The following is a 12,569-nucleotide window of genomic DNA, read 5'->3' as shown; positions in this document are numbered from 1 at the left end:
GGTGTCCAGCGACGAGTCGGCCACGCTCCACCCCCTATCGACGGACGGCACGGACAGTCACGGCCGTATCCGCAGGGAAGCATATGTGACTGAGGCCCGGCACTCGGCCGGGCCTCAGTCAATCCGTGCGTACGTGCGTCAGGCCTCCACGCTCATGCCCTCGCGCAGCCGCTGGACGATCCTGCTGAGCAGGCGTGACACATGCATCTGGGACACGCCGAGCTCGGCGCCGATCTGCGCCTGCGTCATCTCCTGACCGAAGCGCATGCGGACGATCCTGCGCTCCCGGTCGTCCAGCTGCCGCAGCAGCGGAGCCAGGGTGTGCAGATTCTCGACGCTCTCCATCCCCGGGTCGTCGTCCCCCAGAAGGTCGGCGTAGGCGCGCTGGTCGCTGCCCGACTCGCTGTCGGCGTTGGGGGTGTCCAGCGAGCCCGCCGAGTAGCCGTTGGCCGCGACCAGACCCTCGATGATCTCCTCCTCGGGGAGATCGAGGTGTGCGGCGAGCTCCGCGACCGTCGGGTCGCGGTCGAGCTTCGCCGACAACTGCTCCTTGGCCTTGGCCAGCTCGACCCGCAGCTCCTGCAGCCGTCGCGGCACATGCACGGACCAGGTCGTATCGCGGAAGAACCGCTTGATCTCACCGACGATGTACGGCACCGCGAAGGTCGCGAACTCGACCTCGCGCGACAGGTCGAACCGGTCGATCGCCTTGATCAGACCGATCGTCCCCACCTGGATGATGTCCTCGGTGTCGTCACCGCCCCGGTTGCGGAAACGCGATGCGGCGAAGCGCACCAGGGAGAGATTCATCTCGATCAGGGTGTTGCGGGCGTACTGGTATTCGTGGGTCCCCTCCTCGAGGACCTGGAGGCGGTCGAAGAAGAGCTTCGACATGGCCCGGGCGTCCTGAGGCGCCACCTTGCCCGCGTCCTCGATCCACGGAAGCGCAGCCGCGTCGGAAACCGCACCCGCCTCGTCACATCGCGTGGCCGCGCTGCCGATCGCTTCGGTGGTTCGCACTGACATGGCCGTCATCGTGTCGCCCTCCCTGGTGTCCGGTGCAGTGTCGGGCGCATGCCCCGAGATCCGGAAGTAATGCCACCGAGTGCCGAAGATCTTCCGGAAAGATGTGAACGGGCCGGATGGAGCCGCCAGATGTAACGACCCGTGACCGCGTGGCTGCTTCTTGTTCGTGTTCACGGTCGATGTGTGAGTCACGCCTCGTTCCGGGCACCTGTGCTTCCGGAAGCTGAGGAGGTCTCATGAGCGACACCCGCACGGCAGGCGGACCCACTGTCACGACACGGATCCCGGCGCGGCTGGACCGGCTTCCGTGGTCGCGTTGGCACTGGATGATCGTGATCGGCCTGGGAACGGTCTGGATCCTGGACGGACTCGAGGTCACGGTCGTCGGCAACATCGCCAGCCGGCTGTCCGAGGACGGCAGTGGACTGGCCATCACCGACGCCCAGGTGACCGGCATCGCCGCCGCGCTGTACGTGGCGGGTGCCTGCTCCGGCGCGTTGGTCTTCGGATGGCTCACCGACCGCTTCGGGCGCAAGAAACTCTTCCTGATCACCCTCGCCGTCTATCTGGCGGCCACCGCGCTCACGGCCATCTCCTTCTCGGCTTGGTGGTTCTTCCTCTTCCGCTTTCTGACGGGCTTCGGGATCGGCGGCGAGTACGCGGCGATCAACTCGGCCATCGACGAGCTGATCCCCAGCAAGTACAGGGGGCGCGTCGACCTCATCATCAACGGCAGCTTCTGGCTCGGGGCCGTGGCCGGCTCCCTCCTCTCCGTGCTCGCGCTGAACACCGACATCTTCCCGAAGGACATCGGCTGGCGGCTCACCTTCGCGCTGGGCGTGGTCCTCGGACTGGTCATCCTGCTGGTGCGCCGTCATGTGCCGGAGAGCCCGCGCTGGATGTTCATCCACGGGCGCGACGACGAGGCGGAGCGGCTGGTCGACGGCGTGGAGCGGGAGGTGGAGGCGGAGACCGGGAGCTCTCTTCCCCAGGCCGAGCCGCCCATCACCGTGCGGCAGCGCAAGAGCATCGGATTCGGCCTGATCGCCCGGACCGTCTTCCGCTCGTATCCCAAACGGGCCGTTCTCGGGCTCGCCCTCTTCATCGGACAGGCGTTCCTCTACAACGCCATCACCTTCGGCTTCGGCTCGATCCTCGTGAAATTCTTCGATGTCTCCAGCGGTGTCACCGGGTACTACTTCGCCGTCATCGCCTTCTGCAACTTCCTGGGACCGCTCCTCCTCGGCCGTCTTTTCGACACGGTGGGACGGAAGCCGATGATCGCGGGGACGTACATCCTCTCCGGCCTGCTGCTCTTCGGCACCGCATGGCTGTTCGGCTCCGGCCTGCTGACGGCCGTCACCATGACCGGCTGCTGGTGCCTCGTCCTCTTCGTCGCCTCCGCCGGCGCCAGCTCCGCCTATCTGACGGTCAGCGAGATCTTCCCGATGGAGACCCGGGCGATGGCGATCGCGTTCTTCTACGCCGTGGGTACCGCCGCAGGAGGCATTACCGGCCCGCTGGTCTTCGCGGACCTGACTGCGAGCGGCGTGGTCGGCGAGACCGTCCTGGCGTTCTGCATCGGAGCCGCCCTCATGGTGGCCGCGGGTGTCGTCGCGTACTTCTTCGCGGTGGCGGCCGAGCGGAAGTCCCTCGAATCCATCGCGACCCCGCTCTCCGCCGAAGCCGGGCAGGCCGCCGGACCGACCTGAGCAACGCCCGACTCATGGCAGACTTGACCGGGGCATTCCGCCCGTGCGCGCCTGCCCTCGCCGGCTCCCGGCCGGACCACTCCCCACCGAAGCCCGACAACGGCATGAGTGACGAGTGACAGAGGAACGGCAATGACGGTGACAGAGGACAGCCAGGAGTTCGCTCCCGGTATCGACGAGCTCGGTCCCGGTATCGACCCGGAGCGGCTGGCCGTCTGCCTGAGCGTGCTCGACGAGCTGAACACCATCGAGGTCGACCACCCCGACGCCATCGCCGTGCGCCGGGCCACCGCGGGCATCTACCGCACCGTGAAGCAGCGCCGCCGCCAGGAGCGCCGCGCAGCCAAGACCGCGCACGACAAGGCCGTCACCGAGGCCACGGCGACCGGCTCGGCCGAGCGCATCGACGACGAGACGCAGGGCGTCCTCCCGTCCTCCTCGGCCACCGCCGAGATCGCGGGCATACTCCAGCGCCCCAGGTCCTGCTACATCTGCAAGACCCGGTACGTCGAGGTGGACGCCTTCTACCACCAGCTCTGCCAGCAGTGCGCGAAGGAGAACCGCAGCCGGCGGGACGCGCGCACCGACCTCACCGGCCGTCGGGCCCTGCTCACCGGTGGCCGTGCCAAGATCGGCATGTACATCGCGCTTCGGCTCCTGCGGGACGGCGCCCACACCACCATCACCACGCGCTTCCCCAACGACGCCATCCGCCGCTTCAAGGCGATGCCGGACAGCGACGAGTGGATCCACCGTCTGAAGATCGTCGGCATCGACCTGCGCGACCCGGCTCAGGTCGTCGCGCTCGCCGACTCGGTCGCCGCCGAGGGGCCGCTCGACATCCTGATCAACAACGCCGCACAGACGGTCCGCCGCTCCCCGCAGGCCTACAGCGAGCTGCTGAGCGCGGAATCCGCACCGCTGCCCGCGGGCGAACTGCCGGCCGCCGAGGTCATCGGGACCTTCGGCAGCGGCACCGTCGACCGGGTGGCCGCGCTGCCGGCCGCCCGCAAGGAGGGCCAGGGGCTCAGCGCCCAGGACGTCACCGACCTGGCGCTGGTCACCGGATCCGCCTCGCCGGCCCGCATCGCCGCGGGCACCGCGATCGACGCGGGGGGCCTGGTCCCTGACCTGCACGACACGAACAGCTGGATCCAGACCGTCGAGGAGGTCGAGCCGATCGAGCTCCTCGAGGTCCAGCTCTGCAACTCCACGGCGCCCTTCATCCTGATCAGCAGGCTCCGGCCCGCGATGGCCAGGACCGAGGCGAAGCGCGCCTACGTGGTCAACGTCTCCGCGATGGAGGGCGTGTTCGGCCGCGGGTACAAGGGTGCGGGACACCCGCACACCAACATGGCCAAGGCCGCGTTGAACATGCTGACCCGCACCAGCGCCCAGGAGATGTTCGAGAAGGACCACATCCTCATGACGGCCGTCGACACCGGCTGGATCACGGACGAGCGGCCGCACCCCGACAAGATCCGCCTCGCGGAGGAGGGTTTTCACGCCCCTCTGGACCTCGTCGACGGCGCCGCGCGGGTCTACGACCCGATCGTGCGCGGTGAGGAGGGCGAGGAGCTGTACGGCTGCTTCCTGAAGGATTACGCCCCCGCGGGCTGGTGATCACCCTCAGTCGGCTCCATACCTCCGGTCTCTCCAGTACCTCCCGTCACCTGCGATGACAGGTGGCACGGCGGCGGCCCCGCGGACTGCGGGACCGCCGCCGTTCTGTTGGCTGAAAGTGACCCAGGCCACACGTTCTGTCGAGCGCGATGGCGCTCATTTGGTTAGTCTGGGGTGAACGGACGCCACCAAGGGATCCACGAAGCTTCCTCGGCCGTCCTGGGACAGGTCTGTAAGCAGGCCGCCGTCCCACCCCGTACCGGCGCCACCGCGACCGAACTGTTTCTGCCCCTGCCCCGCACAGGGCGGTCGACACGGTTCTCACAGCCGCAGCGTCGCCACCGTCCCGGGGTTACGCGACACAAAGGAGTCCGCGGTGACACCTGACATGACGAAGACCGAGACGCGCCCGTCCGAACTGACCGGAGAGCGGGCACGCCGGCCCGAGAAGCTCCGGAACATCGAGGTGTGGGCAAGGTCGGCACCGATCAGGCTGGCCGGCTACGAGGACGATCTGGCCGAGCCGCACATCCTGCCCGGCATCGACTGACCGCGTCCGGCCCTCTTCGAGCAGCGCCTCATGCTTCTGCCCCCGTCCCCGGACGGGGGCAGAAGCATGAGGCGCCGCTGTCACCGGCGGGGCCCGGGGCCGGGTCCGCCCGGCCGGAGCGGAACGGGCCGGGCCACCGGTCTCATGAAGTCCCGTACATAGCTCCGCTCCCACCAGCATCCGGTGGCCCGCAGCTCCTGCCGGTCCGTGAACCGGTAGTGGAAGACCCTGGCCCGGATATGGGCCGGCGGGCCGTCGGGGAACGGGTTGTGGCCCAGCAGTCGCAGGGTGTCCCGGTCGCCGCGCAGCAGCCGTTCGACGAACGGACCGAACCAGGAGCGGGCGTAGGCGGGGGAGAGCGCCGCGAACCACATCATCCAGTCCAGCCGCAGATGGTACGGAGCGAACTGGCGTGGCAGCCGGCGCGGATCGCCAGGCTTGCCCCGGAAGCCGTACTCCAGCCAGCGTGTCCCCTCGTGGATCACCGGCTCGTCGGTGCCCTCGACCACCACCTCGAGCCGGATCCGGCTGATGCTCCCGAAGGCTCCGTAGGTGTTGACCAGGTGCAGTGGGTCGAAGGAGCGGTTCATCGCCTGCCGGCGGGAGAGCAGATTGCGCGCCGGACGGTAGCTGAGGACCAGGACGAGGGCGGTGACGAGGATGACCGCCACCTCGTACCAGAGGGGCGATTCCGGCTGTGCGGGGGGCGGACCGGCGATCAGCGACCAGTCGACCGCCGCGAGGGCGAGGACGATCGTCAGCCAGTTCAGCCAGGCGAAGTTCCCCGACAGCACCAGCCACAGCTGGGTCAGCACCATCAGCCCCGCCGCGGCGCTCGCCACGGGCTGGGGGGTGAAGAGCAGGAAGGGCACCACGAGCTGGGTGACATGGTTCGCCGCGGTCTCCACCCGGTGCGCGGGCTTCGGGAGATGGTGGAAGAACCAGCTCAGCGGTCCGGGCATCGGCTGGGTCTCATGGTGGAAGTCCAGACAGGTCAGCCGCCGCCAGCACTCGTCCCCCCGCATCTTGATGAGCCCTGCGCCGAATTCCACCCGGAAGAGCAGCCAGCGCAGCAGCCACAGCACCAGCACCGGGGCCGCCGTGGAGTCGTTGCCGAGGAACACGGCGAGGAAGCCCGTCTCCAGCAGAAGCGATTCCCAGCCGAAGCCGTACCAGACCTGGCCGACCTGGACGATCGACAGGTACAGCACCCACGGCACGGCCCACAGGGCCATCGCCGCGCCCAGCGGGAGGTACGCGTCCAGGCCGGCCAGGAGGGCGAGCGACACCGCGGCGCCCGCCCAGGCGACCAGGGCGAAGAAGCGGTCGGAGTAGTGCAGCCGGAACAGACCGGGCGCGGCCCGCCACGAGGTGTGCCGCAGCAGGTCGGGCACCGGGAGCATGCCGCGGGAGCCGATCAGCGCCCGGAACTGGAGCGCCGCGGCGACGAACGCGACGAGGTAGACGCCGGCGAGCGCCCGCTGGAAGATCAGCCTGCTCAGCCAGTAGCCGTCTGCGGTGAACCATTCCATCGCTTCCAGTATCCGGCGTGCCCCGCCCGTCAGGCGGCCGACACGGCGGCCCGGCGCAGTACGGAGGCGAGCCGTCGGGCGTACCACCGCTGGGCCACGGGGACGAGCGGACCCGCCAGCCGGGTGTACCAGGAGGCGGGCCGGGAGAAGGCCATGACGGTGAACCACACCGTCCCGTCGTCCGCCAGCTCCACGACGAAGCTCTCCTCCCCGCACTCCGGATGCCCCGTCAGGGTTCCGTACCCGAAGCCGGTGCGGTCCTTCTCGTAGACGGTCCAGACGATCTCGCAGGGGGCGGCGAGGCGGAGCGGCCCGATGCCCGCCGACACCTCGACGGTGACTCCGGCGGCGGCCCGTGCGGCGGAGGCGTTCACCCTGGCTCCGGTGGCACGGTGCGCGCGCCACTCGGTGACGGCGGCGCCCGCGGCCTCGAAGTCCGTACGGCCCCTGCCGACCGCTGCGCGGTGGTGCAGATGGTTGTAGCCGTCCGGGAGCGGTCCCAGCCGGGTCGCTCCTGCCTCGGGATACGTGAGCGTGCTCATGCGGTCCTGCCTTCCGGGTGGGTGAGGTCCTGGAGCCGGCGCCGGGCGAGCAGCGCACAGAGCGCGAAGCCGAGCGCGTTGCCGAGGCCGTGCGTGGCCGCCATCCAGGTCAGTGCGGGGTGCGGCAGTCCGGTGGCCTCGCCGAGCGCCCAGCTCAGCGCCAGCACCATGGTGACCGCGAGTACGCCTGCCGATACGGCCAGCAGGGCGCGGGTGACACGATCCCGTCCCGCGGCGGGGTGCGTGCGCCAGGTCAGGAGGGCGACCGTCCACATCCCGGCGGTGAGCACGACGGCCCCGGCCAGCTCGGTCAGGTCCCCGGTGAAGTAGCCGACGAGGACGAGGAGGGTGCCGAGCGGCACGCTCAGGGCGGCGAACCGGCCCGCCGCGCCGTCCTCCGCCCGGCAGGCGAGACCGGCGACGAGGGCGGCGGCGAAACCGGCGAAGTGGAAGTGGGGCACGGTCAGCGCCAGGATGCCGAGCCCGAAGCCGAACAGTTCGTGGCCGGAGCGCTCGGCGACGAGGGCGAGGGCCGCGACAGACGGGGCGACCAGCGCGGTGAGCAGGGCGGCCTCCACCGGACGCGCGCTGCGTGTGCGCGCGAGCCGGCGGGGCGCGTGGGTGGCGAGGAGCAGCGTCCCCAGCGCGTAGCAGAGGGCGAGCGCGGTGGCGACGCCGCCGCGTGGCAGCCACAGGGAGACCGCTCCGGGCACCGCGAAGAGCGGCCACAGACGCCGTATCCGGTGGAGCGAGGGGTCGCCGACGAGCCCCAGGCCCAACGGAACGATCACCAGCATGCCCAGCATCACGATCGGCCCGACCAGTACGGACATCGCGCCCACCCCCGTCCACACGCACGACCAACAAGAATTGAACGTGTTCAATTCGCGACGCCGAGCATAGGCGTCATCTTGAACGCGTTCAAGGTGCCGGTTCGGTCGAGGAATCGGACAAATGATGGCAGAGTGGCGCACATGGATGATCGGGTAGCGGGTGCCCTGTCACTCCCGGATGACTGGCCCGCCCACCCGGACCTCAGCCTCGCCCTGAACCGAATGGGCAGCTTCGACTGGGATCTGGACAGCGGCCTCATGCACATGGACGAGCCCGCCCTCGGTGTGTTCGACCTGCGCCCCGACGAGTACGACGGCCGTCCCTCGGGGCTCGCGCAGCGTGTCCCGGCCGACGAGGCGATCCGGCTCGACGCGATGGTCTCGCAGGCCCTCAAGAGCGGCCGCAACAACTACGGCGCGTACTTCCGCAGGACACGGAGGGACGGCTCCCTGTGCTGGACCCACACCCAGGGGTTCATCCGCCGCGACGGCACCGGGCGGCCCCGCCGCATCATCGGGATCATCCGTGACGCCACCCAGGAACTGGCCGAGTCCACCGCCCGCCGGACCGTCGACGAGGAGCGCCGGCGCCGTACGAGCCTGGTCGAGGGCACCACGGCGGCCCTGGCGCACGCCCGGACGGTCAAGGACGTCACCGACGTGCTGAAGAGTTCCCGCGGCCTGGCCAACCTCGGCGCCACCAGCCTCGTCATGGGGCTGCTCGAGTCGGGGCGTATCCATCTGGTGGCGGACGGCCCCGAGGGGGCGTTCGTGCAGGGCACCCGCTACACGCGCACCGACGAGCCCTATCCGATGAGCGAAGTGATCCGCACGCTCACACCGCGTTTCATCGAGACACCCGAGGACTTCGCGACCTCGTACCCCATCCTGTGGCCGCACATCAGCCATCTCGGCATCACCGCCGCCGCCTACATGCCGCTCATCGCCCAGGCCCGCCCGATCGGCGCACTCGGGCTCCTCTACGGCAACAAGGCCGGCTTCACCAGCGACGAGCGGAACCTGCTGGTGGCTCTGGGCAGTTCGATCGCCCAGAGCCTCAAACGGGCGATGCTCTACGAACAGGAGCACGACCTCGCCGAAGGGCTCCAGCAGGCCATGCTGCCGCGCCGCATTCCCGAGGTGCGGGGGGCCCAGGTCGCCGTGCGCTACCGCTCGGCGCGGCTCGGCAGGGACATCGGTGGTGACTGGTACGACATCATCTCGCTGCCCGGCGGCCGGGTCGGCGCCGTCATCGGTGACGTGCAGGGGCACGACACGCACGCGGCGGCCGTCATGGGGCAGCTCCGGATCGTGCTGCGCGCCTACGCGGCCGAGGGGCACAGTCCGGCCACGGTCATGGCGCGCGCGTCCGTCTTCCTCCATGAGCTCGACACCGACCGCTTCGCGACCTGCACCTACGCCGAGGCCGATCTGGCCACCGGAGTGGTGCAGCTGGTCAGGGCCGGACACGTCGACCCGGCCCTGCGGGACATCGACGGGAGCTGCCGCAGGCTGCCGGTCGACGGAGGTCTGCCGCTGGGCCTCTCCGCGGAGTTCGGACAGCTCGAATACCCGGTCAGCACCGTCGATCTGGACCCGGGCCAGACGATGATCCTCTACACCGACGGAATGGTGGAGCTGCCCGGCACCGACCTCGACGAAGGCATGCGGCTGCTGGCCGCGACGGTCCGCGACGGTCCGCAGGACCTCCAGAAGCTGGCCGACCGGCTCTGCGAGGTCGTCGACGAGCGCGGCGGTGAGGACGACATGGCGCTGCTGCTGCTGCGCCGCGACGCGGCCCACGCGCCCCACCCGGGAGGCCGGCTCCAGCAGCACGTCGCACAGAACGACCCGGAGGCGCTGACGTCCGCCCGCCACATGATCCGGGCCGCCGTGCGCGCCTGGGGAGCGAAGGGCCGGACGGACGAGGTCGAGCTCGCCGCCGACGAGCTCATCACCAACGCCCTGATGCACACCGACGGCGGTGCCATCGTCACCATCAGGATGCTCACCGGCCCCGAACGCCGCCTCCGGGTCGACGTCGAGGACCGCTCCAGCGCGCTGCCGCGCCGCAGGGACGCCGGGGAGTCCGGGGTCTCGGGCCGCGGACTCATGCTCGTCGACCGGATGGCCGATGTCTGGGGTGTGGAGTCCCGGGGCACCGGCAAGTGCGTCTGGTGCGAGTTCTTCATCCCGGAGCACCGGTAGCGAGACTGCCGCGGCAGCGGAAGACTGTAACAGTACGTAACATGTCCATACTTGACCGTAACCGATCGTGCGGGATTGACTGCGATCCCGCCGTTCCGCTGTCGAAGACGCGAGGCCCCGTTGACTACCGAGCTTCTGGCACCTCTTGATCTGGCTTTCTGGCACCTCGAATCCGAGGCCCATCCGATGCACCTCGGCGCGCTCGCCGTCTTCGACCCGGTACCGGGCATCGCCCCGCAGGACCTGCTCGAACTGCTCGGAGCCCGCGCCGCCGCGATTCCCCGGCTGCGCATGCGCGTACGCGACGTCCTGCTGCCCGTCGGCGGCGCGGCCTGGTTCACCGACAAGGACTTCGACGTGCAACGGCACGTCAGGCGGGTCGTGCTCCCCGAGGGCGACTTCATGGCGGAGACGACCCGGCTCGCCGGTGAACTCATGGAGCGGCCGCTGGGACGGGGCCTGCCGCCCTGGCAGATGTATCTCCTGGACAGCCCGGGTGACCGCCCGTTCGCCGTACTCGTGAAGCTGCACCACGCGCTCGCCGACGGCATGCGGGCCGTCGCCATCGGCGCCGGCATCTTCGACCAGATCGCCTCCGCCGGCGCGGGCCGCGGCGCGGTGCGCCGTCGGACACCCGTACCGCCCCGCTCCTGGCTGCCCGGCCCGTACGAGGCCGCGGGCATGGCGATCGACCGGCTCGGGGACGTGCGCAGGGCACTGGGGGTCGGGGCCTCCGTCGTACGCGCCAGCCGTCTCGACCTGCGCGCCGGCACGGCACTGACCGCGCGCTCCAGCGGCACGCGCCGGCTGGCCACCGCCGACCTCGACGCCGAGACGGTGCAGCGGATCCGCCGCACCGAGGGCGGTACGGCCAACGACGTCCTGCTCGCGGTCGTCGCCGGTGCGCTGCGTCGCTGGATGCTCGAACGCGGCGAGCCGCTGCCGGGCTCCGACCCGCGTGCCCTCGTCCCCGTCTCCCGGCGCCGGCCCGGCGGAGCGGCCACCGGCAACAGACTCTCCGCCTACCTCCTCGGGCTGCCCGTCGGCGAGCCCGACGCCCGGGAAAGACTGCGCCTCGTACGGACGGGGATGGACCGCAACAAGGTGGCCGGACCGCTGCGCGGGGCGGGCGCCGTCGCCGTACTGGCCGACCAGCTGCCCGCGCTGGCCCACCGGTTCGGAGCCCCGCTGGCGGGGAACGCGGCCCGGATGCTCTTCGACATCCTGGTCACCAGCGTGCCCCTTCCCCGCTCGGCGCTCTCCCTCGGCGGCTGCCCCCTGCGCGCCCTCTACCCCATGGCGCCGCTGGCCCGCGGACAGTCGCTGGCCGTCGCCCTGACGACGTACGGCGGAGGGGTGCAGGTCGGACTGGTCGCCGACGGGAAGGCGCTTCCCGATCTCGACCGGCTCGCCTGCGCGGTCCGCGAGGAACTGCACGACCTGCACTCACTCGTGCCCACAGTGCCCGCACCGGCCTGACGGCCGACGCACCGGGCCCTGTTGACGCGGCGGATTGATCCGATGAATATTCCTCTACGGACCATCAGGGATCACCGGCGGGGGCGGCAGGGCCATGCGGCGCATCAGACTCGGACGCAGTGCGGTCGAGATCACCGAGCTCGCCTTCGGGGCGGCTGCCATCGGCAATCTCTTCACGGAGGTCGATCCGGGGCAGGCCGCCGCCGCCGTGGACGCGGCGTGGGACGAGGGCATCCGCTACTTCGACACCGCACCGCACTACGGCCTCGGGCTCTCCGAACGCCGTCTCGGTGAGGCTCTGCGCGACCGGCCCCGGGACGCGTACACGGTGTCCACGAAGGCGGGCCGCCTGCTCGAACCGCTGCCCGCCGCCGAGACGGCGGCCAACCGTGGGCTGTCCGCCGGATTCGCCGTACCGCACACCCACCGGCGCCGCTGGGACTTCAGTGCCGACGGCATCCGCCGCAGCATCGAGGACAGCCTCGGGCGCCTCGGCCTCGACCGGGTCGACATCGTGTATCTGCACGACCCCGACGACCACAGGGAGGCGGCCTTCCGCGAGGGCTACCCGGCGCTGGAGAAGCTGCGCGACGAGGGCATGGTCGGCGCCATCGGGGCCGGCATGAACCAGACCGCGATGCTCACCCGCTTCCTGCGCGAGACCGACGTCGACGCCGTCCTCTGCGCCGGCCGCTTCACCCTCCTCGACCACAGCGCCCTCGACGCCCTGCTTCCGGAGGCCGTCGCCCGGGGCCGCAGCGTCGTCGTCGGAGGTGTGTTCAACTCCGGGCTGCTGGTCGACCCGCGCCCCGGCGCGACGTACGACTACACGGCGGCCCCCGCGCCCCTCCTCGAACGCGCCGTACGCATCCGGGCCGTCACCGAAGCGCACGGTGTTCCGCTGCGCGCCGCCGCCCTCCACTACTCGCTGGGTCACTCGGCCGTCGCGGGGGCCCTCGTCGGCACCCGCTCCCCGGACGAGGTGAGGGACGCCGCGGCACGGCTCCGCACACCGGTTCCGGAGGCGCTCTGGGACGACCTGCGCACAGAAGGGCTGCTGTGAC

10 protein-coding genes are annotated in these 12,569 nt (G+C 70.6%); 6 read left to right on the top strand and 4 right to left on the bottom strand.

The annotated features are described in order from the left end of the window. Positions 1 to 138: 138 nt before the first annotated feature. Entirely contained in the window at positions 139 to 1,035 is an 897-nt protein-coding gene (locus ACIBCU_RS23815; RefSeq protein ID WP_362939642.1) for an RNA polymerase sigma factor SigF, read from the bottom strand. 227 nt (positions 1,036 to 1,262) lie between these two features. Between ACIBCU_RS23815 and ACIBCU_RS23810 the strand changes: the two genes are divergently transcribed. From ACIBCU_RS23810 to ACIBCU_RS23800, 3 genes are all read left to right on the top strand, one after another. Further along, entirely contained in the window at positions 1,263 to 2,738 is a 1,476-nt protein-coding gene (locus ACIBCU_RS23810; RefSeq protein ID WP_362939639.1) for an MFS transporter, read from the top strand. A gap of 132 nt (positions 2,739 to 2,870) precedes the next feature. Continuing rightward, positions 2,871 to 4,361: an SDR family NAD(P)-dependent oxidoreductase gene (locus ACIBCU_RS23805; protein ID WP_362939636.1), complete on the top strand. Its 1,491-nt coding sequence runs from the start codon at positions 2,871 to 2,873 to the stop codon at positions 4,359 to 4,361. Positions 4,362 to 4,737: 376 nt separating this feature from the next. Next, positions 4,738 to 4,911: a hypothetical protein gene (locus tag ACIBCU_RS23800; protein ID WP_362939725.1), complete on the top strand. Its 174-nt coding sequence runs from the start codon at positions 4,738 to 4,740 to the stop codon at positions 4,909 to 4,911. 80 nt (positions 4,912 to 4,991) lie between these two features. On the opposite strand, the gene ACIBCU_RS23795 is transcribed toward ACIBCU_RS23800, so the two are convergent. The 3 genes from ACIBCU_RS23795 to ACIBCU_RS23785 are packed head-to-tail and all read right to left on the bottom strand — an operon-like array spanning position 4,992 to position 7,818. Next, positions 4,992 to 6,443 carry a lipase maturation factor family protein gene (locus tag ACIBCU_RS23795; protein ID WP_362938411.1) on the bottom strand — a complete coding sequence of 484 codons (1,452 nt, stop codon included), beginning with the start codon at positions 6,441 to 6,443 and terminating at the stop codon, positions 4,992 to 4,994. A 29-nt stretch (positions 6,444 to 6,472) separates the two neighbouring features. Further along, complete coding sequence (locus ACIBCU_RS23790) at positions 6,473 to 6,985, bottom strand: DUF1990 domain-containing protein (protein ID WP_362938414.1); 513 nt, start codon at positions 6,983 to 6,985, stop codon at positions 6,473 to 6,475. Then, a complete protein-coding gene (locus ACIBCU_RS23785; RefSeq protein ID WP_399233736.1) occupies positions 6,982 to 7,818 on the bottom strand; it encodes a YndJ family protein in 837 nt (278 codons plus the stop codon). The genes ACIBCU_RS23790 and ACIBCU_RS23785 overlap by 4 nt, the downstream gene beginning before the upstream one ends. 141 nt (positions 7,819 to 7,959) lie before the next feature. On the opposite strand from ACIBCU_RS23785, the gene ACIBCU_RS23780 reads away from it, so the two are divergent. The 3 genes from ACIBCU_RS23780 (at position 7,960) to ACIBCU_RS23770 (ending at position 12,568) form a co-directional block, all read left to right on the top strand. After that, positions 7,960 to 10,026 carry a SpoIIE family protein phosphatase gene (locus tag ACIBCU_RS23780; RefSeq protein ID WP_399233734.1) on the top strand — a complete coding sequence of 689 codons (2,067 nt, stop codon included), beginning with the start codon at positions 7,960 to 7,962 and terminating at the stop codon, positions 10,024 to 10,026. A gap of 120 nt (positions 10,027 to 10,146) precedes the next feature. Continuing rightward, positions 10,147 to 11,505: a wax ester/triacylglycerol synthase family O-acyltransferase gene (locus ACIBCU_RS23775; protein ID WP_399233732.1), complete on the top strand. Its 1,359-nt coding sequence runs from the start codon at positions 10,147 to 10,149 to the stop codon at positions 11,503 to 11,505. A gap of 94 nt (positions 11,506 to 11,599) precedes the next feature. Then, positions 11,600 to 12,568, top strand: coding sequence for an aldo/keto reductase (locus ACIBCU_RS23770; protein WP_399233730.1), 969 nt, complete (start codon positions 11,600 to 11,602; stop codon positions 12,566 to 12,568). Position 12,569: the final 1 nt, after the last annotated feature.

Source organism: Streptomyces sp. NPDC051064 (assembly GCF_044455985.1).
Taxonomy (GTDB): domain Bacteria; phylum Actinomycetota; class Actinomycetes; order Streptomycetales; family Streptomycetaceae; genus Streptomyces.
Note: the sequence above shows the minus strand (reverse complement) of the source record. Positions and strands in the feature narration are given on the sequence as shown.